The 22,368-nt window shown below is 72.8% G+C and carries 15 protein-coding genes and 1 pseudogene; 6 read left to right on the top strand and 10 right to left on the bottom strand.

Annotated features, from left to right (window positions below):
• Window positions 1-4: 4 nt before the first annotated feature.
• Window positions 5-3,160: an amino acid adenylation domain-containing protein gene (locus ACH4FX_RS31590; protein ID WP_398484727.1), complete on the bottom strand. Its 3,156-nt coding sequence runs from the start codon at window positions 3,158-3,160 to the stop codon at window positions 5-7.
• A gap of 582 nt (window positions 3,161-3,742) precedes the next feature.
• Between ACH4FX_RS31590 and ACH4FX_RS31585 the strand changes: the two are divergent.
• Window positions 3,743-4,585: pseudogene (locus ACH4FX_RS31585) on the top strand (AraC family transcriptional regulator); the annotation flags it as partial.
• Window positions 4,586-4,959: 374 nt separating this feature from the next.
• Here the strand turns inward: ACH4FX_RS31585 and ACH4FX_RS31580 are convergent.
• From ACH4FX_RS31580 to ACH4FX_RS31565, 4 genes are all read right to left on the bottom strand, one after another.
• Window positions 4,960-5,199, bottom strand: a complete 240-nt coding sequence (locus tag ACH4FX_RS31580; RefSeq protein WP_398484725.1) for a hypothetical protein — start codon at window positions 5,197-5,199, stop codon at window positions 4,960-4,962.
• Between the two features lie 247 nt (window positions 5,200-5,446).
• Window positions 5,447-5,944, bottom strand: a complete 498-nt coding sequence (locus ACH4FX_RS31575) for an SRPBCC family protein (RefSeq protein WP_398484724.1) — start codon at window positions 5,942-5,944, stop codon at window positions 5,447-5,449.
• A complete protein-coding gene (locus tag ACH4FX_RS31570) occupies window positions 5,932-6,831 on the bottom strand; it encodes an RNA polymerase sigma-70 factor (RefSeq protein ID WP_398484722.1) in 900 nt (299 codons plus the stop codon). The genes ACH4FX_RS31575 and ACH4FX_RS31570 overlap by 13 nt, the downstream gene beginning before the upstream one ends.
• A 134-nt stretch (window positions 6,832-6,965) precedes the next feature.
• Window positions 6,966-7,877, bottom strand: a complete 912-nt coding sequence (locus tag ACH4FX_RS31565) for an ANTAR domain-containing protein (RefSeq protein WP_398484720.1) — start codon at window positions 7,875-7,877, stop codon at window positions 6,966-6,968.
• 133 nt (window positions 7,878-8,010) lie between these two features.
• On the opposite strand from ACH4FX_RS31565, the gene ACH4FX_RS31560 reads away from it, so the two are divergent.
• Entirely contained in the window at window positions 8,011-8,379 is a 369-nt protein-coding gene (locus ACH4FX_RS31560) for a helix-turn-helix transcriptional regulator (RefSeq protein WP_398484718.1), read from the top strand.
• A 44-nt stretch (window positions 8,380-8,423) separates the two neighbouring features.
• On the opposite strand, the gene ACH4FX_RS31555 is transcribed toward ACH4FX_RS31560, so the two are convergent.
• From ACH4FX_RS31555 to ACH4FX_RS31545, 3 genes are all read right to left on the bottom strand, one after another.
• A complete protein-coding gene (locus tag ACH4FX_RS31555) occupies window positions 8,424-11,456 on the bottom strand; it encodes an FAD-binding and (Fe-S)-binding domain-containing protein (protein WP_398484789.1) in 3,033 nt (1,010 codons plus the stop codon).
• A gap of 135 nt (window positions 11,457-11,591) precedes the next feature.
• On the bottom strand, window positions 11,592-12,011 hold the full coding sequence (locus tag ACH4FX_RS31550) for a CBS domain-containing protein (protein WP_398484716.1): 420 nt from the start codon (window positions 12,009-12,011) through the stop codon (window positions 11,592-11,594).
• Window positions 12,012-12,184: 173 nt separating this feature from the next.
• A complete protein-coding gene (locus ACH4FX_RS31545) occupies window positions 12,185-13,939 on the bottom strand; it encodes a glycoside hydrolase family 15 protein (RefSeq protein WP_398484787.1) in 1,755 nt (584 codons plus the stop codon).
• Window positions 13,940-14,581: 642 nt separating this feature from the next.
• Here ACH4FX_RS31545 and ACH4FX_RS31540 point away from each other — a divergent pair.
• Window positions 14,582-16,201 carry a fibronectin type III domain-containing protein gene (locus ACH4FX_RS31540; RefSeq protein ID WP_398484714.1) on the top strand — a complete coding sequence of 540 codons (1,620 nt, stop codon included), beginning with the start codon at window positions 14,582-14,584 and terminating at the stop codon, window positions 16,199-16,201.
• Window positions 16,202-16,317: 116 nt separating this feature from the next.
• On the opposite strand, the gene ACH4FX_RS31535 is transcribed toward ACH4FX_RS31540, so the two are convergent.
• Complete coding sequence (locus tag ACH4FX_RS31535) at window positions 16,318-17,073, bottom strand: BTAD domain-containing putative transcriptional regulator (RefSeq protein WP_398484712.1); 756 nt, start codon at window positions 17,071-17,073, stop codon at window positions 16,318-16,320.
• A 268-nt stretch (window positions 17,074-17,341) separates the two neighbouring features.
• Window positions 17,342-19,021: an oxytetracycline resistance efflux MFS transporter OtrB gene (gene otr(B) / locus ACH4FX_RS31530; RefSeq protein WP_398484710.1), complete on the bottom strand. Its 1,680-nt coding sequence runs from the start codon at window positions 19,019-19,021 to the stop codon at window positions 17,342-17,344.
• A gap of 144 nt (window positions 19,022-19,165) precedes the next feature.
• Between otr(B) and ACH4FX_RS31525 the strand changes: the two genes are divergently transcribed.
• From ACH4FX_RS31525 to ACH4FX_RS31515, 3 genes are all read left to right on the top strand, one after another.
• Window positions 19,166-19,645 (top strand): MarR family winged helix-turn-helix transcriptional regulator, encoded by a 480-nt coding sequence (locus ACH4FX_RS31525; RefSeq protein ID WP_398484708.1) that lies wholly within the window; start codon window positions 19,166-19,168, stop codon window positions 19,643-19,645.
• Window positions 19,646-19,789: 144 nt separating this feature from the next.
• On the top strand, window positions 19,790-21,058 hold the full coding sequence (gene oxyA / locus ACH4FX_RS31520) for a tetracycline polyketide synthase beta-ketoacyl synthase subunit OxyA (protein ID WP_398484785.1): 1,269 nt from the start codon (window positions 19,790-19,792) through the stop codon (window positions 21,056-21,058).
• Window positions 21,055-22,323 carry a ketosynthase chain-length factor gene (locus ACH4FX_RS31515; protein WP_398484706.1) on the top strand — a complete coding sequence of 423 codons (1,269 nt, stop codon included), beginning with the start codon at window positions 21,055-21,057 and terminating at the stop codon, window positions 22,321-22,323. Before oxyA ends, ACH4FX_RS31515 begins: the two co-directional genes overlap by 4 nt.
• The last annotated feature ends 45 nt before the right edge of the window (window positions 22,324-22,368 follow it).

The raw sequence follows: 22,368 nt of genomic DNA, 5'->3' as shown, positions 1-22,368 counted from the left end.
CCTTCTAGAAAGAGAAATCGGCGTAAGCGGGGGTAACCGCGTTCTGGGCTGGTGAAGGGCCGGTCAAGGGGGTGTGCGGCGCCGTGTCGAGGTCGTCGATCAGCTCGGCCACACGGTGGAGCAGGTATTCCGCCGAGGATGTGGCGAAGAGGGCGGTGCTGTATTCGAGTTCGAGCACCGTTCCGTCGGGGCGCCGGTACGCCTGGAGGTTCAGGTCGAACCGGCAGGAGCCCGCGTGCAGGAGGTCCACGTCCACGCGCAGGCCGTCGCGGGTGAAGGTGTGGAAGTCGATGTTCTGGAGGGCGAAGAAGGCGTCCAGCAGGGGGAGCCGGGAGGTGTCGCGGGGCAGCCGCAGCCCGGTGACGACCCGCTCGAAGGGGCAGGCCTGGTGTTCCAGGGCCTCCTGGTGCCGCTGATGGGTGACGGCCAGCAGGTCGGCGAGCGTGGCCGGTTCCCCGACCGTCAGGCGCAGGGCCGCGGTGTTGACGAACATGCCCACGACCGACTCGAACTCGGGGTGGGTACGGCCGCTCATGGGGCTGCCGACCACGATGTCGTGCTGTCCGGAGAGCCGCATCAGGACGGCGCCGTACGCCGTGAGGAGCACGGTGAACGGGGTGACGCCCGCGCGGTCCGCGATCCGGTCGACCGCGGCGTCCCGCTCCGGCGACAGAGCGAGGCGCAGCACGTCACCCGTCTCCGCCCGGACGGCCGGGCGGGGGTGGTCGGTGGTCAGCTCCAGGCGGGGCGGGTCGGCGAGCGTGGTCAGCCAGTAGTTCTCGTCCGCCGCGAAGAAGCCGTCCGCGAGCCGGTCGGCGAACCACCGCGAGGCGTCGGCGTACCCCCACTTGGGCTCCGGCACCGGCGCGCCGGAGAGCAGGTCGGTCAGCTCCTGCGCGACGATCCGCAGGGACACCCCGTCGAAGACGATGTGGTGGATGTCGAGGTAGAGCCGGTGGCGGGTGTCGTCGTCGCGGACGAGCAGCCCGCGGATCAGCGGGGCACCGCCGAGGTCGAAGGGGCGCACGACCGCCTCCCGTACGGCCTGGTCGTCGCCGTGGGCGAGGGCGTCCGACTCGGTCAGCGGCACCGTGGCCTCGGGAAGCACTTCCTGGCGCACGCCCTCGGGGGTGGTGACGAAACGGGTGCGCAGGGCGTCGTGGCGGCGTACCAGCTCGGCCAGGGCGGCCCGGACCGCGCCGGCGGACAGGGGTCCTGAAATGTCCAGCCGGAGAGGGACGTTGTAGGCGACCGACGCCGGGGCGACCTGGGCGTGGGTGTGCAGCCCGTACTGCTGGGGGTGGAGGGCCGACGGCACACCGTCGGGCGCCGGGTCGATGGGCGGCAGGCCGAGGGAGGGGGCGTTCCCGGCGGCCCGGCGCACGGCGTCCGCCATCTGCGCCAGGGTGCGGTTCGCGAACACCTGGGAGAAGGGGAGCTGTACGCCGTCGCGTACGGCCAGCCGTCCGATCAGCGCGCCGACGGACAGGGAGTTGCCGCCGAGGGCGAAGAAGTCGTCGTCGGGCCCGAGGGCGCGGCCCTTCAGACGCAGCACCACGTCCCAGAGCTCGGCGAGTTCCCGCTGTCCGGCGGGCAGGGCCGACCGGTCCGGGGCGGCGGCGGACGACGGTCCCGCCGGGTCGGGGGCGGGCAGGGCGGCCTTGTCGACCTTTCCGTTGGCGTTGAGCGGCAGCCGGTCCAGGACGACGAGCCGTTCGGGCCGCAGGTAGTCGGGCAGCCGCCCGGCGAGCGCGGCCTCGGCGTCGGCCGCCGCGGTGCCGTCGGCGAGCACGGCGTAGCCGAGCAGGTACTTGCCCGCCTCGTCGGAGGCGACGACCACGCATCCGTCGAGGACGCCGGGGCAGGCCAGCAGGGCCGCCTCGACTTCCTTGACCTCCACCCGGTGGCCGCGGATCTTGACCTGGTCGTCCACCCTGCCGTGGAAGTGCAGCAGCCCCGCGGCGTCCTGGCTGACCCGGTCACCGGTGCGGTAGCAGCGCTCGCCGCCGACGGTGACGAAGCGTTCCTTCGTCAGCTCGGGGTTGCCCAGGTAGCCGCGGGCCAGCCCGCTGCCGCCCGTGTAGAGCTCCCCCGTGCCGCCCGCGGGCACCGGTCGCCGGTGTTCGTCCAGCACCAGGACGGTCGTGCCCGCGATGGGGCGGCCGATGGGGATGGCGCCCGGCTCGTCCCCGCGCACCTCGTGGGTGGTGGTGAAGGTGGTGTTCTCCGTCGGTCCGTAGCCGTTGATCACTCGCAGTGCGGGGTGCGCGGCACGCACCGTACGCACGTGCCGCGCCGACAGCACGTCGCCGCCGACGACCACCGCGGACAGCCGCGCGAAGACGTCCGGGTCGGCGTCGACGGTCTGGCTGAACAGCGGGGCCGTCATCCACATGACGGTGATGGCGTTGTCGTGCAGCGCCTTCTTCAGCGCCGACGGGACGAGCAGTGTCTCCTTGTCCGCCACGTACAGCGTCGCGCCGTTGAGCAGGCAGCCCCAGATCTCGAACGTCGCCGCGTCGAACTCCAGGGCACCGGTCAGCAGCAGCCGCTCCCGCTCGGAGAACCGGAAGAAGCCGTTGTCCTTGACCAGCCGTACGATCCCCGCCTGCTCCACCATGACGCCCTTGGGCCGCCCGGTGGAACCGGAGGTGAACATGACGTAGGCCAGCGGCGATCCGCCCTCGGCCACGGGGGCGGGGCCGGCCGGTGCGACGCCGGCGCGGACCCCTTCGGCCACCAGGGCGTCCGGCGTGACGACCGCCATCCCCTCGGGCAGCGCCGGCGCGATCTTCTCCTCCAGGCCGGGCGCGCACACCAGCAACGGGGCGCCGCTGTCACCGAGCATGTGGGCCAGGCGCTCGCCGGGGAATTCCGGATTCACCGGCAGGTAGGCGCCACCGGCGAGCACGACGGCCAGGGTGCAGACGATCGCGTCGGCCGACCGGGGAAAGGCCATGGCCACCAGCGTCTCCCGGCCCACGCCCCGCGCGACGAGGCCGGCCGCCAGCAGGCCCGCCCGGTTCCGGAGTTCGCGATAGGTCAATCGGGTTTCGCCGTCGACCACCGCAAGGGCATCGGGACGGAGTTCGGCCTGCTCCTCGAAAAGCTCTTCTATCAGGGGATGCTGCGGATGATGCGGCGAAAACGTCGTGGACATACGGAAGGACCTTTCCCGTCACGCGCCAGGCGAGCGCAGGCCGACGTGCCGGGGATCGCCCGGACGCCGATGCGGTGGTGCGGAGACGATGTGAGGATGTCGAGTTGGGCAGCGCAAAGACATGCCCTTCCAGTGCCCGCGGTAACGGACGAAGGACAATGTGGAAAGAAACAGTGAACGCGGCCTGAACCAATGCTTATTGGCGTTCCGCGTGTTTCGTGAAAGCGCTAGTGCTCGGTAGCCGGGCTACAGCACGGCACATCGCGTGATACGTGAATGTTTCCCCGCCGACAGAATTTCGACAACGGTTTGCGCGCCCCCCTCGGTCGCTCAGAAATCGCTATGAACCTAGCAGCCGCACAGCGTCGCGCAATGTGATCGCAACCACACGCATTGCGTGGCGGAGGGCCCGGATGCCGGTCCACCCGCCGCCCGGCCTCCACACCGCGCCCGCGATCACAACCAATACGCTTGCATCAAAGACGACTTCGGGAGGTACGTGTGCGCAGCCCCTGCCGCCACCCGCCTCCCGGCCACGCCGCCGGCAGCCGTGCCCGGCGGCCCGTCTTCCATAATGGCCGCATGACGAGGGCCGGCGGCTGGGTGCGGTACTGGCGGGACGACGAGCGCCCCGTGGAGGCCATGCACGCGCGCTTCTTCGATCACGTCTATCCGCCGCACAGCCACGACACCTACTCCTTCGGCATCACCGAGGCCGGCGCGCAGCGCTTCCGCTGCCGCGGCGCCCACCACACCAGCGGCGCGGGGATGGTGATGGCCTTCAACCCCGACGAGGTGCACGACGGGCGAGCCGCGGCGGAACCGGGGTTCCAGTACCGCATCGTGCACATCGGTCCGTCCGTGGTCCGCGACATGATCAGTGACGCCACCGACGGGCGTTCAGGCGCCCTGCCGCTCTTCGCGGACCCGGTCCTGGACGACCCCGTGCTCGCCGGTGCCCTCGCCCGGCTGCACGCCGCGCTGGCCGGCCCCGCCGATCCGCTGGTGCGCGACGAGCGGCTGACCACGGCCATCACCGCCATGGCGCGGCGGGGCGCGTCCGCCGTGGCGTCTCCCGTACGCCCCCGGACACCGGCCGGCCGCGCGCGCCGCGAGGCCGCCCGCCGGGCCCGTGCGCTCCTGGACGAGGCCTGTCTGGAACCGCTGACCGCCGAGCAGTTGGCGGAGGCCGCCGGGTGCAGCCGGTTCGCCCTCTATCGTGCCTTCCGGGCCGAATTCGGCCTGGCGCCGAGCGACTACCAGCGGCAGCTGCGCCTGCGCCACGCGCGTACCCTGCTCACGGCCGGTGCCACGCCCGCCGACGCCGCCTCGGCCGGCGGCTTCGCCGACCAGGCGCACTTCAGCCGCTGGTTCCAGCGGGTGTACGGCATCACACCCGGCGCCTTCCGCCGCGCCGGATCACCGAGACCGGCGCGGACAACGCCCGTACGGACACCACCGACCCGGCCACCGGCCGCTCAGCTCGCGGCGGACTGCCCGGCACCCGTCCACGCGGGGTCGGCGCCCGCCGACCGGAGTTCGCGGATCCGTGCCCGTACCGCCGCCGCCCCGCTCGCCTCCGGCGTGGTCACGTAACCGACACCCCGCCGGGGCGGCCGCGGCGTGAGCGGGGTGACGGTGGTGCACGGCTTCGACGGCGTGGTGGACGCCTTCCTCGGCATGCTGGGCGGCGCGAACAGCGGGAAGACGGTGGTGCGGGTGGGGGCGGAGTAGCCGTACGGAAGGCCGCGCCGGCCGGACCCGGCCCCGTCAGACGCCGGATGCGGCCGGGTCCGGCCCTACTTCACCGGGATGCCGAAGTCGCCGTCGGCGTCGGTGCTCGCCGCGCAGTCCGTGCCGCGGTACTGGTCGGCGAACGTGCCAGTGGGAAGGACGTGGGCGTCGTATCTCTGGTCCGTCGGCAGCCCTTCCCGCATCCGGAACCGCAGTTGTACGTGGACGGACTCGCGGGGCTTGAGCGTCGCGGGCGCGGGGACGCTGCCCGAGGAGAGCCGAGTCGGTCGGAAGGGGAAGGGCAACGGCACCTGTGGGCCGGTTACGCGGTGGCGTCCGTACCGCCGGAACCCGCCCCGGTCCGGCGACGGCGTACGGCGGAGACCGCGCCCGCACCCCCGCCGACCGCGGCGGCCCCCGCGAGGGCGATCGCCGGCAGCGCGGAGGAGGAGCCGGTCGCGGCGAGGCGGCCGCCGCCCTGCGGCGTGAGGCCGCCGGCCGGCCCCGAACCGCCCGCGGCGCCACCGGACGTGGCGCTCCCGCTGGGCTCGGTTACGGCTGTCGCGCCCGCACTTCGGCTCCCCCGGCCGCCCGGCCCGGCCGGGCGCCTTGCGTGAGTGCGGCGTCGGCGGCGGCGAGGATGTCGCCAAAGGTGCGGGTGAGAACCGGCCGCATGAGGAGCCTGGTCAAGGGGGCGCCGAGCAGCGGGAGGCGCACCTCGGCACGGGTGGTCCAGCGCACCAGGGTGCCGCCGTCGGCCTCGGTGAACGTCATCCGGCCGAGTTCGTGCCGGGACGGCGGCAGGCTGCGCTCGACGACGTACTCGGTGGCGTACGGCGGCTCGTACCGGGTGATCCGTTCGCGGAACCACCCGATCAGCCAGAGGTGGCTGCGCACGGCACCGACCCCGTACGGCGCGCCCTCGCCGCGCCGGGTCAGCCGGCAGCGCAGGATCAGGGACGACCGCGTGTAGTTGGTGGTCGTGGTGAGCCAGGTGAACACGGCGTCGGCCGGAGCGGCGATGACGCGTTCGACGGTCACGGTTTCCACGGCTGGGGTCCTTTCCTGTCGAGCGGGCGCACCGTCTCGGCGCGGTGCAGTTTGTCCGGGTTGCGGATGCCGTACAGGCCGGTGATCCGGCCGTCCTGGATCTCGACCGTCAGCAGCCAGTCGAGCGCGCCGTCGGTCAGGAACCGTGCGGCGGGCATGCCGTTGTAGGTGGCGGGTTCGACGCGGGTCGTCGCCGTGAAGCTGGTCCGGGCGACGCGGAGGACGAACCGGGCGACGTCGTCGCGGCCGGTGATCGGGCGGCGGGCGGCGACCACCTTGCCGCCGCCGTCGGAGATCTGGACGACATCGGGTGCCAGCAGATCCATCAGCACCTGCACGTCACCGGTCGCCGCCGCGGCCAGGAATCGCTGGACGATCTCCCGGGCGGACGCGGAGTCCGGCTCGAAACGGCGGCGCCGCGCGTGCACGTGCCGGCGTGCGCGGTGGGCGATCTGCCGGACGGTGGCCTCGCTCTTGCCGACCGACACGGCGATCTCGCCGTGGGTGTAGCCGAACACGTCGTGCAGCACGAACACCGCGCGTTCGGTCGGGTTCAGCGTCTCCAGGACGAGCAGCATGGCCATCGACACCGACTCGGCCAGGAGTACGTCGTCGCTCGCCTCGGGGGCGGTGCGGACCGGCTCGGGCAGCCACGCGCCGACGTAGTCCTCGCGCCGTGCCCTGGCCGCGCGCAGGTGGTTGAGGGCCTGCCGGGTCACCGTACGCACCAGGTAGGCGCGCGGTTGCCGGACGGTGGCCGGATCGACCGCGCTCCACCGCAGGTAGCTCTCCTGAAGGACGTCCTCGGCGTCGGCAACACTGCCCAGCATTTCGTACGCGATGGTGAACAGCAGCCCGCGGTGCTCGCTGAACACGTCCTCACCCATGCCCCGCCCCCGCCTCGCCCGCCCGCTGACACACCGGCATCGTCCGGCTCCTTTCTTCGCTTGTCCATGAAGACACCCCGCAGCGGAGAAACGTGACAGCTGCGGCCGGACAAGCGCCGGACCACCGACGACGGCTACTCCCCCGGGGAGGCGGGGCCCTGTCCGGGCACGGTGTTCCGGACGGGGCGGTGGGAGTTGCCGCGGAGGCTGCCGCGGGCGGGGGTCCTGCTCGGCTGAGCCGCCTTCGCCTTGGCCACCGCGGCCGCCAGCTGCCCCTGCACCGCCTCCGGCAACGCGCCTCCCAGCACGCTGTTCACCAGGTCCTGGGCCAGCCGGTACAGCTTGGTGTTGGTGTTCTGGGAAGCGGTGACCAGGACGGCCCAGGCGGCTTCGGGGCTGAGGGTGAAGGTGGCCATCAGGATGCCGCGGGCCAGGTCGATGGCCGGGCGGGTCTGCATGGCACGGCGCAGCTGGGCGACTTCCGTGGGCAGATCCTGCTGCTGGTCGTGGCGCAAGCCGTGGTCCTGGTGCTGGTGCTGGTCATGGCGCATGTCGTGGCTCTGGTCCTGGAGCCGGTCGTGGTGCTGCTCCGGGCGGGAGCCCTGGTGCGGGGGCGCGCCGTCGGCGGCCGGGCGCTCCTGGGCGGGCCGGTCCGGGGCGACGAACAGCTTCCGCGCGCCGGTCAGGTCCAGCAGCCGCTCGACCGCGGGGCTGCTGGAGCGGATGATGACGGTCCTGTCCTGCGCGAGAGCGTGGAAGCGCAGCCGCAGCAGCATGTTGAGACCGGCGCAGTCACAGAACGGCACCGCGTCGAGGTGGAGGTCGATGCCCCGTACCGACCGGCTCATGGCATCGCTCAGATCGTGTTCGATCCACTCGCAGGCGTCCATGTCCAGCTCCCCCTGCACCGCCACCGCCGTCCGGTCGCCGCTCCGGAAGGCGTCGATCCACAGCAGGCGCGGCGGGGACCCCGGCGTATCGCCGTCCCCGTCACCTCCGGCGGCGTCCTCGGGAGGAGGGGACGTCCAGTGCGCAGCTTCCGGCATGGTCTTCCTCTCCCGGTATCGGCTCGGCCGCCTTTTCTCCCAGACTTCTCCCCCGGTCGACACACGTCAACCAATACACGAAAAGTAGTACGTGTTTCGGGACACACGAATGTGGTGTCGGTAGAGTTGGAGTATGGATGGACTGCCCGAGTCGCATAACGGGGTGCCCGAACCGCACACCGGCTGGACGTTCGTGACCAATCATGCCCGGGTGCTGGCGGCCATCGCGGACAATCACAACGCCCGGATCCGCGACATCGCCGCGCACTGCCGGCTGACCGAACGTGCCGTTCAGAAGATCATCTCTGATCTGGAACGCGACGGTTATCTGTCCCACACCCGAGTAGGGCGCACCAACACCTACCAGATCGACCCCGGCAAGGTGCTGCGCCACCCGGCCGAAGCCGGCCTGACCGTGGCGTCACTGCTTTCCCTGCTCGTCCAGGACGAAGCGCACCGCACCGAGGTCTCCGACGACCAGCAGCGTCACCACACGGCCTGACCGCGGCGGCTCCGGGCTGCCGTGCGCCCGGGCGCCGCAGCGTACTACCGGTGGCCTCTCCCCCGGCCGCTCTTCCGGAAGCCGGCGGCTGCCGCGCCGCATGCGAGGGCCGTCACGGCAGCGGCCACCGTGGTGACCAGCCGGGTGTCCCGGACCCGCACCGTCGGCCGGGGAACCTTCCGTTCGGGGTGATGGGCGGGGGCGGGGCCGTCCATGCCGAGGGCGAGCACCTCGGCCAGGTGCAGGGCACGGCGGCCGGTGCCGGCCTGTTCGATCTGGGTACGGCAGCTGAAGCCGTCCGAGATGACCAGGGCGCTGGGGGCGGTGTCGCGCACGGCGGGCAGGACGCCGTGCTCGGCGACGGCCATGGACACGTCGTAGTGGTCCTTCTCGAAGCCGAAGTTCCCGGCCAGGCCGCAGCAGCCCTCATCCAGCACGTCGGCGTCGATCCCCGCGCGGCGCATCAGCTCGCGGTCGGGGTCGGCCTTCATGACGGCGTGCTGGTGGCAGTGCGTCTGTACGGTGGCGGTGCGGGCCAGCTGCGGCGGCTGCCACTCGGGGGCGCGCCGCACCAGCAGTTCGGCGAGGGTGTGGAACTGGCCGGCCAGGCGCTGGATGTCCGTGTCGTGCGGCAGCAGTTCGGGGGCGTCGGCCCGGAAGACCGCGGTGCACGACGGCTCCAAGCCGACGATCGGCGTACCGGCTTCGAGCCAGGGCCGCAGGACGCGGGTGGTGCGGCGCAGGGTGCTCTGCGCGGTGTCCAGTTGTCCGGTGGAGATCCAGGTCAGCCCGCAGCACACGGCCTCGGTGGGCACCGCCACCCGGAACCCGGCGTCCTCCAGGACGCGTACGGCCGAGCGGGCGACGTTGGGGTGGAAGTACGTGCTGAAGGTGTCCGGCCACAGCACGACCGTGCGGGGATCGGCCGGATCGGGCTCGGGCCGGTCCTGCGCGCGCCACCACTGGAGGAAGGACCGCTCGGCGAAGACGGGCGCGTCGCGCCGCGGGGCGACACCGGCCAGGCGCTTGCCGAGGGTGCCGAGCACCGGGGCGTGCAGGGCGGCGTTGACCAGCCGGGGCGCGGCGCGGGAGGCCAGGGCCCACAGCGGCAGCCAGCCCAGCGTGTAGTGCGCGGCCGGGCGCAGCCGCCCCTTGTAGTGGTGGGCGAGGAACTCGGCCTTGTACGTGGCCATGTCCACCCCGGTCGGGCAGTCGGACTTGCAGCCCTTGCAGGCCAGGCACAGGTCGAGGGCGTCCTTGACCTCGGTGCTGCGCCAGCCGTCGGTCACCGCCGAGTCGGCGTGGCCGCCGAGCATCTCGAACAGCAGCCGGGCGCGGCCACGGGTGGAGTGTTCCTCCTCGCCGGTGGCGCGGTAGGAGGGGCACATCACGCCGCCGCGGTGGCTGCGGCAGTTGCCGATGCCGACGCAGCGCAGGACGGCGCGGGTGAAGTCGTGGTCGTCCTCGGGGTAGCCGAAGTGGGTCGCGTCGTACGCGGGGCGCCAGTGCGCGCCCAGGCGCAGGTTCTCGTCGACGCGGTAGGGGCTGGTCACCTTGCCGGGGTTCATCCGGTTGTCCGGGTCGAAGAGGGCCTTCAGCTCGCCGAAGGCCCGTACCAGCCGCTCGCCGAACATGACCGGCAGCAGTTCGCCGCGGGCCTGCCCGTCGCCGTGCTCGCCGGAGAGCGACCCGCCGTAGGAGCCGACCAGCTCGGCGGCCCGGAAGAGGAAGTCGCGGAAGTCGCGGATGCCGTCGGCGGAGGTCAGGCCGAAGGGGATGCGGGTGTGGACGCAGCCCTGGCCGAAGTGGCCGTAGAGGGTGGCGTGTTCGTAGCCGAACTCGCGCAGGAGGGAGGTGAAGTCGCGCAGGTAGTCGCCCAGCCGCTCCGGCGGTACGGCGGAGTCCTCCCAGCCCTCCCAGGTGTCGCGTCCGTCCGGCGGGCGGGCGGTGACGCCGAGCCCTGCCTCGCGGGCCCGGAGCATCTTCCGCTCCCGCTCCGGGTCGTCGGAGAAGGCCACGCTGTCGTCGTCCTCGCCGCGCCCCATGGCCTTCAGCAGCCCGTGTGCCTGCTCGTCGACCTGTTCGCGGGAGTCGCCGGCGAACTGCACCAGCAGCCAGCTGTCCCCGGCCGGCAGGTTGTCGAGGGAGTCGGTGAAGGCGTTCTCCTCGCGCATGAGCTGGGCCATCCGGCCGTCCAGCGCTTCGAGCTGGCTGGGGTTGCAGTGTTCCAGGGCCTTCGGTACGTCGTCGGCGGCGGAGGCGATGTCCGGGTAGCCGAGGACGAGCAGGGCCTCGTACTCGGGAACCGGCACCAGCTCCAGCTCCGCGTGCAGCACGGTGACGAGGGTGCCTTCGCTGCCGACGAGGGCGCGGGCGAGGTCGAAGCCGTTCTCCGGCAGGAGCGAGTCGAGGTTGTAGCCGGAGACGCGGCGCGGGATGCGGGGGTAGCCACGGCGGATCTCGGCGAGGTGGCGGTCGGCCAGGTCGCGCAGTCCGCGGTGGATCTCGGCCCGGCGCCCGCCCTCGGCGACGATCCGCTCGTACTCCTCCTCCGAGGTCGGCCCGACCCAGAAGCGGGCGCCGTCATAGGTGAGGATCTCCAGCCGGCGGACGTTGTCGACCGTCTTCCCGTACGCCTGCGCCGACGCGCCGCAGGAGTTGTTGCCGATCATGCCGCCCAGCGAGCAGTGGCTGTGCGTCGAGGGCTTCGGGCCGAACTGGAGGCCGTGGTCGCCCAGTTGCCGGTTCAGCTCGTCCAGGACGATGCCGGGCTCGACCACGCAGGTACGCGCCTGCGGGTCGACCGAGACCAGGCCGTGGCAGTACTTGGTCCAGTCGATCACCACGGCGGCGTTGGCGCACTGCCCGGCCAGACTGGTCCCGCCGCCGCGGGAGAGCACGGGCACGCCGTGTTCGGCGCACACCGCGACGGCGGTGACGGCCGCGTCCACGGTGCGCGGCACGACCACGGCGATGGGCACCTGGCGGTAGTTCGAACCGTCGGTCGCGTACGCGCCGCGGCTGCCGGCGTCGAAGCGGACCTCCCCGTCCACGCGCCGGCGCAGCGCGGCCTCCAGGCCGGCCGGAGCCGCACCGCCGTCCCGGTGCCCCGCTCCGCACGGTGCGGGCCCGCGGCGGTCTGAGTCCGGTCCGTTGTCCACGAGGCGTCCTCCTGTTTCCTCTCGTTCTCGGCCCGCTCGGGATGTGCCCGCTCAGGAGTTGGGTTCGGCCGCGCTGATGTCCCCCAGGGTGGAGGCCGGGTCGCGTTCGAGGGCGATGTCGCCCAGCGAGACGACGCCCACCACCTGGCCGTCCTCGATGACCGGCAGGCGGCGGACGGCCTTGGTGCGCATCAGGTGGACGGCGCGGTGGACGGCGTCGTCCGGGGCCACCGAGACCAGGTCGGTGCTGCACGCCTCCCGGACGCTGCGGCCCCGGACGTCCCCGCCGTCGGCCAGGATGCGGACGGCCAGGTCCCGGTCGGTGACCAGGCCGGCCAGCCGGCCGCCCTCGGCGACCAGCACCGCCCCGATGTCCTCGTCGCGCATCCGCCGGGCCACGTCGGTCACGGGCGTGTCGGGACCGACCGTCACCGGGGCGCCCGTCATGATCTCGCGCACGTACTGGGTCATCGTTCCTCCTCGCCGTCGTGGGCCGGTGTCCCGGCAGCACCGGCTGTGCTGCCTGTTGCCCGTCGGGTACCGCGCCACGCGAGCTCTACCCTCTTTGCGGCATCTGTTCCGTATCTCGGGGCGGCCGTTCCGCCATTCGGTAGGCAGCCGCCGGCCGGCCGTCGCCGGACCCGTCAGTCCGGCTCCTGCCCGGCCAGCCGGGCCCCGGCTTCGAGGAGCAGGGCGTGCACGAACGCCTGGGGCAGGTTGCCGCGCAGCTGGCGCTGCTGTACGTCGTACTCCTCGGCGAACAGCCCCGGGGTGCCGCAGGCGCTGCGGGTGCGTTCGAACCAGCGGAAGGCCGCGACCCGGTCGCCCTCGGCGTGCGCGGCCAGCGCCATCATGAAGCCGCAGAGCAGGAACGCGCCCTCGGCCTCGCCCAGCGGCCGGTCGCCGTGGCGGAAGCGGTAGAGGTATCCGTCCTCCCCCAGGCGCTCCTCGATGAACCGCCGGGTGCGGTACGTGCTGGGGTCCCCCGGCCGCAGGCAGCCGCGGGCCATCGGCAGCAGCAGGGCGCCTTCGGCCCCCTCGTCGTCCTCCGCGCGCCGCCACACGCCGTCGGACCGCAGGCAGCGCCGCCGTGTCTCCGCCTCGACGGCGTCGGCCAGGTCGCCGCGGCTGCGCGCCGCGGGGCCCGGGAGGCTGCGGGCCAGGGCGCGCAGCCCGGCCACGATGCTCAGCCGCGAATGCGTCCACCAGCGCTCCTCCAGCTCCCAGATCCCGGCGTCCGCCTGCCGCCAGTGCCGTTCGACGCCCTGCACCGCGATCTCCGCCGCCCGTTGCCCGTCCCGGTCCAGACGGTCGTGGCGGGCCGCCGTGGCGAGGAGTTGCAGTGCTTCCCCGTACGTGTCGAGCTGGAACTGCCGGCCCGCGCGGTTGCCGACGAAGTCGCTGCCGCCCGGGTAGCCGACCAGCGGCAGCGGGCGCTCTTCGGCGACCGGCGCGCCGTCCACGGTGTAGGCGGGCCGGAACCGGTCGCCGTCCGTCAGCAGGCGCGCGCTCACGAACCGTACGGCCTGGTCCAGCAGGGGGTGCGGGCCGTGGGCGGCCACCGCGAGCCCGGCGTAACACTGGTCGCGGATCCAGGTGTAGCGGTAGTCGTAGTTGCGCCCGGCCTCGGCGCGCTCGGGCAGGGAGGTGGTGGCGGCCGCGACCATGCCGCCGGCGCTGCTGGTCAGCCCGTGCAGTACGGCGTAGGCGTGGCGGGCGTCGCGGGGCGCGGCGGTGTCCAGGCAGCGGGGTACGGCCGCGCGCCACGCCTCCTCCGTCTCCCGCCACAGCCGCCGCGGTTCGGGCGCGGTGTCCGGCGGCCGTCGGCCGATGCGCAGGACGAGGTCCCGTTCCTCTCCCTCCGGCACGGTGAAGGCGGCCTGCCAGCCGCCACCGGGTCCGCGCCGGACGGCGACCCCGCCGAACCACAGGTGCAGGCCGCCGCCCTGGGCGGTGTGGGCGTCCGTCGCGCCGCGGTCCTCGGACATGACGTCGGCGCCGAATCCGGGCCGCGGATCGAGCGCGAGGTGGACGCGGGCCTCGCCCCGCACCGCACGCACCCGGCGCAGCAGCACCAAGGTGTCCCGGGCGGCGGGCAGGGCCAGCGCCTCCCGGCATTCGATGACGGCCTCGTCGGTGACCCAGCGGCTGACGTGGATGAGCGTGCCGTCCTCGTAGTGGCCGCCGCGTACCCGCCAGGCGTTCTGCGGCCGTACGGTGTAGTGCCCCGGACCGCCGATCAGCGCGGCGAAGACCGCGTCGTCGTGCCACTGTGGCGCGCACAGCCACACCACCTCGCCTTGCGGGCCGACGACCGCTCCCCGTTCGCCGTCGCCCAGGAAGGCGTGGTCCCGCAGGACGGCAGGGGCCGGCACGGCCGCGGAGAGCAGGTCTTCCATCTGCGCCTTTCGTCGGTCCGGTACGGCCGGGTCCGGCCGGTGGTCCTCGTCCCGGAACACCGGTACCCCGTCACCCGCGCAAAATGACCATGGGCTGCCCGGCGTCGCCGTACCGGCGGCGGGCGCCCGGTTCCACGTCCCGCCTTCGTCCTCCGCAAAAGAGCCGGACGCCAAGGGAAACCGGCCCGGCGGTAGTTGAACCCAGGCATTTCCCCGTTCCGGCCGACGTCCCGCAGGACTTTCGCCGCGCCCGCGCAGATCCATCCGGGAATTCCGGCGGGCACATCGGCACCACGTTCCGCGCCCTCACCTCGGAGCTGTTACGGCTCGGTGGTGGGCGCGTTTTCCGGAGCCGGGCCGGACTGCGTACGGGCCTGCGGCGGATCCGGAGCGTCACCGGCCGGCGATCTCCTCACTGCTTGTTTTCCCAGACAGGGCGAGTGGTGGCGGGCGGACGGGCACCCACGGTATCCGTCACGGCGCCCCACGGGCGGCGTAATTCCGCTCCCCCGCCGATTCTTCCGGCCGGTTCGCCGCTGGCCGATTTCCGTGATTGACGCGGGTATGCGCCGTGCCTAGGTTCCCTGTCGCAACGGGGGGGCGGAACGTACCGGAACCGGATGTCGGAAGCGAGGGGTGGACATGGCAAAGCAGTACGTCACACCGGAATGGGAATCCCCTGGTGAGTGGTACGGCACCATGAAGGCCACGGTGTGGAATTTCGAAAGCGAACCACTCGTCGACCCGGAGATCTCCTTCCGCGTGCAGTCGGACCAGAACATCACCAACGTCTACGGGCTGGTCTGGCAGCGGTCGGGCAACCTGATCACCGGCCGTCTGGTGCCGGAGCGCCGGACCGTCCCGCCCCACCGCGGCGTCCAGGAGTTCCGGCTCGGTTTCGCCCGGTCCATGCCGGGGCCCGGCCCGCTGCCGACCGAGTTCAAGATCAACGGGCAGTCCGCCGACGTGCCCGACGACACCACGCCGCCGGGCGTGCCGGGCAACCTGCGGGTGGACACCCTCGGCCCGACGCAGGTCACGCTCTCCTGGAACCCCTCCACCGACAACATCGGCGTGCGGGGTTACGAGGTGGCCTACGGCGGCGCCCAGCCGCTGCGGGTCAAGGACGAGACGGCGGTCGTCTCCGGGCTCAGCCCGACCACCACGTACACGGTCCGCATCACGGCCGTGGACCTCGCGGGGAACCGCTCCGACCAGTCACAGCCGCTGGAGTTCACCACGTCCGACAAGCTCCCGGACGGCGGCCCCTGGGACATGCCGCGCGCGCCGTACGTGGACTACATGGCCTGGCCGAACCCCAGCCTGCCGCAGTACGCCCAGGAGTCCGGCGTGGACGGATTCATGCTGGGCTTCATCGTCGCCAACAACAGCAAGAAGCTGGCGTGGGCGGGGCAGGACGGCGCCGACTGGGAGGTCGACCGGAGCTCGTACGGGAAGAAGGACATCGAGCAGCTGGCCGCGACCGGCGGCAAGGTCGCCTTCTCCTGTGGCGGAGCCTCCGGCAGGCCCCTGGAGGCCGTCGAGACGAGCGTCCCGGCGATCGTCGAGCAGTACGAGGCGTTCCTGCGCAACTATCCGGTGGCGCGCCTCGACTTCGACTTCGAGGGCGACTTCCTGTCCGACGAGGCGGCGCATCTGCGGCACACGGCGGCGGTCTCCCAGATCCTCGTCAAGCACCCCGGCCTCAAGGTCTCCTACACCCTCCCCGCCGACGCCCAGCCCGGTGAGGGCTCGGCGGGCTTCAGCCCGGTCGGCGTGAAGTTCCTGGCCAAGGTCGCCGCCGCCGGCATCGAGCCCGGTCTGGTCAACGGCATGCTCATGGAGTTCGGGCAGAGCGCGCCGCCCGACATGTACGAGTGCTGCGTCATCGGTCTCAAGGCCATGCACGGCCAGATCGGTTCGCTGTGGCCCGCCTGGGACTCCCGGAAGGTCTGGAACCGTACGGGCGCCACCCCGATGTTCGGCTGCAACATCAACAAGCGGGTCTTCACCCTCGACAACCAGCGCAGTCTGGTCGAGTTCGCCCACGAGAACCAGCTCGGCGCGCTCTCCGGCTGGGACGCCACCCGCGACCACAACCAGGGCAACCCCGACGTCCAGCCGCCGTGCACGGTCGGCTGCGACCAGTGCGACACCTACCGCTGTACCTGTGTGGACCAGCGGCCGTTCGACTTCAGCAAGCTCATCTCCCTCTACAAGAACGGCGCCACCCCGTCCGGCGGGACGCAGTCCCGGATGTGACCGGCCCGTCCCCCCGCCGACCGGCGAACGGCCGCACTCCGCGCGGCCGTTCGTCCGTAGGGTGCGCGGGTCCGGCAGGCAGGAGGCCCCCGCACCGCGTGCGCGCGGTGCGCGCCTCACGACGCGGACCTGAGGACCTCCTCCTGCGCGCGTTGCAGGTCGTACGAGGGGTCGAGGCCGAGTTCGTCCCGCAGGAGACGGCGCACCTTGTGGTAGACGTGCAGGGCCTCGCCCCGCCGGCCCGCCTTGCCCAGGGCCAGCATGAGCTGCGCGTGGAACCATTCGTCGTACGGGTACTCCATCACCAGCGACCGCAGATCGGTGATCAGCTCCCCGTACCTGCCCAGGTCCATGGCGGCCTGGATGCGGAGCTTGCGGACGGACACGCGCCGCTCGTCGAGGTTGCTCACGTAGTCCCGCAGCGCCCTGCCGCAGGGCACGTCGGCGAGCGGGGTGCCGCGCCACAGGCCCAGCGCCGCCTCGGCCCAGCGGACCGCGCCCTCGGCGTCCCGCCCGGCGTGGCACGCCTGGGCCCGGTCGGCCAGCCGCGCGAAGTGGTGCGTGTCGAGCGACTCCTCCGGGGTGTGGAGCAGGTAGCCGGGGGGCGCCGTGACGATGACGCGCTCCTGCGGGTCCGCCCCCAGTTCTTCGACGAAGTCCTTGCGCAGCTGGTAGATGTAGGTCTGCGCGGTGGTGACCGCGGTGCGCGGAAGGGCGTCGCCCCACAGTTCGTCGAGGATGGACTCCAGGCTGACGATCTGGTTGGCCCGCATCATGAGCAGGGCGAGCACCTGCTTCACTTTCGGAGCGCTCGGGGTGTAGGCCAGTCGGCCGTTGACGGCCCGGATGGGGCCGAGTGCCGTGAAGTCCATGGTTTCTTCCGCCTCCGCTGAATCTGTGGTCACACCGTCGGCCGAACGGATCCAGACGCTAACGGCGGCGGAACGGGGGCCCAAGCGGAAGGCAACGGAAGTGCGGCCCGGCAGCCGAAACCGGACGGGAAAACTGCAACCTTGGTGGCAGATCGCCCCGTCGAGGAGCGGTCCGGTACCGGGAACCGGACGTTCCGGTGCGGGGTGCCGGAGGCGCCCCGCACCGGCCGGGGGCCGACGGGCGCGGGAGCCCGCCGCGCCCTTGTGCTCAGGCGTCCGGCGCGGGGAGCCGGCCGTCGTCCGCGTCGGCCTGCCGCCCTTGCTCCGGCACCGTCTCCTCCTGGAGTTCGCGCAGGAACCAGGTCATGACGAACCCGATCAGCAGCACCGCGCCGCCGGCGAGGAACATGACGTGGAAGCCGTGGGCGAAGGACTCGGTGACCGGCTGTGCCAGCCGGGGGTCGATGCCGTGCAGCAGGGAGGTGTCGTCCAGGTCGATCCCCGCACCGCGGCCCGACTCGACCATGCTCAGGAAGCGGTGGTTGGCGGGGTCCCCGGTGACCGACGGGTCCGTCAGGAGGCGTTCGAAGCGCGAGGTGTGCAGCAGGTCGGCGAGGCGGCCGAGCGCCACCGCGAACATGACGGAGAACAGGACCGCGATACCGGTGGAGCCGCCGATCTGCCGGCACAGGCCGGAGGCGCCGTTCGCCACCCCCAGCTGGCTCTTGGGAGCCGCGTTCTGCATGGCCAGCGTGATGACGGTCTGGGAGAGGCCGATGCCGACGCCGAGCCACAGCACGATCAGGACGATGCCCCACATCGGGGTCGCCGCGTCGGCGGTGGCCATGGTCAGCAGCGCACCGGCCATGGAGCCCAGGCCGACGACGGCCAGCTTCTTGAACCGGCCCGAGGCCGCGATGAGCTTGCCGGAGACCACCTGGGAGGCGATGGTGCCCAGCATGAACGGGATGACCACCAGCCCCGCCTGGGTCGGGGTCCGTCCCTGCACCATCTGGAGGAACAGCGGCAGGGTGGTCACCGTACCGAAGATGCCGACGCCGATCGTGAAGTTGACGGCCGAGCACAGGGCGATGCCGCCCCGCCGGAACAGCCCCAGCGGCAGGACGGCCTCCTCGCCCCGCCGCAGCTCGACGGGGACGAACAGCGCCAGCCCGGCCGCGCCCAGCGCGAAGCAGACGAGGGAGGCCGGCGAGCCCCAGCCCCAGGACCGGCCCTGCTCGGCCACGATCAGCAGGGGCACCAGGCACAGCGCCAGCGCCGCCGCCCCCAGCACGTCCATCCGGTGCTCGCGCCGTTCGTGCGGCAGGTTCAGCGCCTTGCGTACGGTGACCAGGGCCAGCAGGCCCAGCGGCACGTTGAGCAGGAACACCCAGCGCCAGCCGTCGACGCCGAACACCTGGCCGGCCTCCGCGAAGAAGCCGCCCGCCAGCGGGCCGACGACGCTCGCCACCACCCAGGCCATCTGGAGGAAGGCGAAGTACCGGCCGCGCTCGCGCACCGGGGCCAGGTCGGCGACGACCGCGGTGGGCAGGGACATCAGCCCGCCGCCGCCGAGCCCCTGGACGGCCCGGAAGAGGGCCAGTTCCGCCATCGAGCCGGCCGTGCCGCACAGCACCGAGCCGCCGATGAACACCACGATGGAGATCAGGTACATGGGCTTGCGCCCGTAGATGTCGGAGAGCTTGCCGTAGAACGGCATCGCCAGGACGGAGGCGATGAGGTAGGCGGTCGTCGCCCACGCCTGCTCGGTCTGGCCGTGGAGGTCGTCCGCGATGGTGCGCATCGCGGTGGCGATGACCGTCTGGTCCAGCGCCGCGAGGAACACCGCCAGCAGCAGTCCCGACATGGCCGTCAGGATCTGGCGGTGCGTGAACGCCCCGCCCGCCTGGTCCGCCGCGCCCGCCGGGCCCGGATTTGCGGATGACACGGTTCCTCACTCTCCAGGCCTCTTGGCCCCGTACACACGCATGGCTCACCGTCGGCACCGAGGCCGGATGCCGAGCGTAATCACCGCCGGAGCTTTTGACAAGGTCTTGTCGTTCTCCCGGGGGCGAGGACATACGCTGGGCCCATGGATTCCTCAGCCCCTGACGTGGCCGCCCTGATCGAGGTGACCGCCGAGGTCTTCGCGGTCAACGGCCGCCTGCTCCGCGAAGGCGACAGCCTCACCGCCCACGCGGGGCTCACCTCGGCCCGCTGGCAGGTGGCCGGACTGCTGCTGAACGGCCCCTCGACGGTCGCCCGCCTGGCCCGCGAACGAGGGCTGCGGCGGCAGGCGGTCCAGCAGACCGTCGAGCGGCTGCGGGCCGAGGGCGTCGTGTCGACCCGGCCCAACCCGCAGGACCAGCGCAGCCCGCTGGTCGAACTCACCGCCCGCGGCCGGCAGGCGCTGGACGACCTCCGCCCCCTGGAACGGCGGTGGCTGGAGTACCTGGCCGAGGACGTCCCGGTCGAGGACATGCGTGTCGCGATCGCGGTGCTGCGCCGGCTGCGGGAGAAGCTGGACGCCCGTCCGGCGACGGAGTTCGGGACCGGCCGGCAGCCCGCCTGAGGCACCGCCGGGCCGTCCGCGCGCATGGCCCCGGCGTCGAATCCGCCTCCAAACCGCCTTGAACTCCGAAGGTCACGCTGTGCCTCGACGCGCTCGTGCCGCCCCCGGTGGCGCGACGACGGCAGAGGAGACTCAGTGTCCAAGATCCATGACGCGCGACGCGTCGTAATCACAGGGATCGGCGTGGTGGCTCCGGGAGACGTGGGCACCAAACCGTTCTGGGAGATGCTCACGGCGGGGCGCACCGCCACCCGCCCCATCTCGTCCTTCGACGCCTCGCCCTTCCGCTCCCAGGTGGCGGCCGAGTGCGACTTCGACCCGGCCGCGGAGGGACTGAGCCAGCGGCAGGTCCGCGCCTGGGACCGCACCATGCAGTTCGCCTACGTGGCCGCGCGGGAGGCGCTGGCGGACAGCGGCGTGGCGGGCGAGGCGGACCCGCTGCGCACCGGCGTGATGGCGGGCACCGCCTGCGGCATGACGATGAGCCTGGACCGCGAGTACGCGGTGGTCAGCGACGAGGGCCGGCTGTGGCAGGTCGACGACGCCCACGGGGTGCCCTACCTCTACGACTACTTCGTGCCCTCGTCGATGGCCGCCGAGATCGCCTGGCTGGCCGAGGCGGAGGGCCCGGCCGGGGTGGTCTCGGCCGGCTGCACCTCGGGCATCGACGTGCTCACCCACGCGGCGGACCTGGTGCGCGACGGCGCGGCCGACGTGATGGTGGCCGGGGCGTCCGACGCCGCCATCTCCCCCATCACCGTGGCGTGCTTCGACGCGATCAAGGCCACCACACCGCGCAACGACGAGCCGGCGACCGCGTCCCGCCCGTTCGACCGCACCCGCAACGGCTTCGTGCTGGGCGAGGGGGCGGCCTTCTTCGTCCTGGAGGAGTACACGCACGCCAGGCGGCGGGGGGCCCGGGCGTACGCGGAGATCGCCGGATACGCCTCGCGGTGCAACGCCTACAGCATGACGGGGCTCCGCTCGGACGGGCGGGAGCTGGCCGAGGCGGTGCGCGGCGCACTCGACATCGCACGCGTCGACCCCTCGGAAGTGGACTACGTCAACGCCCACGGCTCGGCGACCAAGCAGAACGACCTCCACGAGACGGCCGCGTTCAAGCGGAGCCTGGGCCCGCACGCGTACGCCGTCCCCATCAGCTCCATCAAGTCGATGATCGGCCACTCGCTGGGGGCCATCTGCGCCCTGGAGGTGGCGGCCAGCGCGCTCACGATCGAGCACAAGGTGATCCCGCCCACCGCCAATCTGCGGGAGCCGGACCCCGAGTGCGACCTGGACTACGTGCCGCTGGTCGCCAGGGAGGCCCCGGTCTCCACCGTGGTCTCCGTGGCCAGCGGCTTCGGCGGCTTCCAGAGCGCGATCGTGCTCACCGAGCCGGGGCGGAAGCGGTGACCGGCCGGCTCGCCGCCGCCACCGCCACCGCCACCGGCCGTCCGGCGGGCGGTACCCGCCCGGTGGTCACCGGCATCGGTGTGGTCGCGCCCAACGGCCTGGGCACCGAGCGGTACTGGGCCGCGACACTGCGCGGCGACAGCGGGATCGGCCGGATCACCCGGTTCGACCCGTCCGGCTACACCTCCTCGCTGGCCGGCGAGATCGAGGACCTCGACCCGGCGCGACTGCCGGGCAGGCTGCTGCCGCAGACCGACCACATGACCAGGCTCGCGCTGGTCGCGGCCGAAGAGGCGCTGGCCGACGCGGGCGCGGACCCGCGGACGATGCCCGACTTCGCGGCCGGGGTGGTCACCGCCGCGTCGGCGGGCGGCTTCGACTTCGGCCAGCGGGAGCTGGCGGCCCTGTGGAGCAAGGGCGGCGCCCACGTCAGCGCGTACCAGTCCTTCGCCTGGTTCTATCCCGTCAACTCCGGCCAGATCTCCATCCGGCACGGCATGCGGGGCCCCGGCGGGGCGCTGGTGGCCGAGCAGGCCGGCGGGCTGGACGCGGTGGCCAAGGCGCGCCGCCACGTGCGCGACGGGACGCCGCTGATGCTCACCGGCGGCGTGGACGGCTCCCTGTGCCCGTGGGGCTGGCTGTGCATGACCCGTTCCGGCGGGCTGACCACCCGGACCGACCCGCGCCGCGCGTATCTGCCCTTCTCCCCCGATGCCTCCGGGTACGTGCCGGGTGAGGGCGGGGCGCTGCTGGTCCTGGAGGACCCCCGGGCCGCCGCGGAGCGGGGCGCACCGCAGGTCTACGGGCGGATCACCGGGTACGCGGCCACCTTCGACCCCCGCCCGGGTTCGGGCCGGGAGCCGGGGCTGCGCCGGGCGCTCCGGATGGCGCTGGACGACGCCGGGGCCGGGCCCGCGGACGTGGACGTGGTCTTCGCCGACGCGATGGGCCTCCCGGCGCTCGACGCCGTGGAAGCACAGGTGCTGGCGGACGAGTTCGGCCCGCGCGGGGTGCCGGTGACGGCGCCCAAGACGATGACGGGGCGCCTGCTGGCCGGCGGCGCCTCCCTGGACCTGGCGGCGGCGCTGCTGTCGCTGCGCGACCAGGTGATCCCGCCGACGGTGCACATGGCCGGCGGGGACGTCCCGGACACGCTGGACCTGGTCCTCGGCGCTCCCCGCCCGGCGCGCCTGCGGCACGCGCTGGTCCTCGCCCGCGGTCACGGCGGGTTCAACTCCGCGATGGTGGTGCGGAGCCGCGACTGAGCGGTCCGCTCCGCCTCCCTTCCGCTCCGGCCCGGCGAACCGCTC

Origin of the sequence: Streptomyces sp. NPDC018019, assembly GCF_044327805.1 — a bacterium.
Lineage (GTDB): Bacteria > Actinomycetota > Actinomycetes > Streptomycetales > Streptomycetaceae > Streptomyces.
Note: the sequence above shows the minus strand (reverse complement) of the source record. Positions and strands in the feature narration are given on the sequence as shown.

Excerpts from the sequence above, each read along its gene's own strand:
- ACH4FX_RS31590 (WP_398484727.1), bottom strand. The coding sequence starts at position 3,160 with ATGTCCACGACGTTTTCGCCGCATCATCCGCAGCATCCCCTGATAGAA.
- ACH4FX_RS31570 (WP_398484722.1), bottom strand. The coding sequence starts at position 6,831 with ATGGGTGAGGACGTGTTCAGCGAGCACCGCGGGCTGCTGTTCACCATC.
- ACH4FX_RS31565 (WP_398484720.1), bottom strand. The coding sequence starts at position 7,877 with ATGCCGGAAGCTGCGCACTGGACGTCCCCTCCTCCCGAGGACGCCGCC.
- ACH4FX_RS31560 (WP_398484718.1), top strand. The coding sequence starts at position 8,011 with ATGGATGGACTGCCCGAGTCGCATAACGGGGTGCCCGAACCGCACACC.
- ACH4FX_RS31550 (WP_398484716.1), bottom strand. The coding sequence starts at position 12,011 with ATGACCCAGTACGTGCGCGAGATCATGACGGGCGCCCCGGTGACGGTC.
- ACH4FX_RS31545 (WP_398484787.1), bottom strand. The coding sequence starts at position 13,939 with ATGGAAGACCTGCTCTCCGCGGCCGTGCCGGCCCCTGCCGTCCTGCGG.
- ACH4FX_RS31540 (WP_398484714.1), top strand. The coding sequence starts at position 14,582 with ATGGCAAAGCAGTACGTCACACCGGAATGGGAATCCCCTGGTGAGTGG.
- ACH4FX_RS31535 (WP_398484712.1), bottom strand. The coding sequence starts at position 17,073 with ATGGACTTCACGGCACTCGGCCCCATCCGGGCCGTCAACGGCCGACTG.
- ACH4FX_RS31525 (WP_398484708.1), top strand. The coding sequence starts at position 19,166 with ATGGATTCCTCAGCCCCTGACGTGGCCGCCCTGATCGAGGTGACCGCC.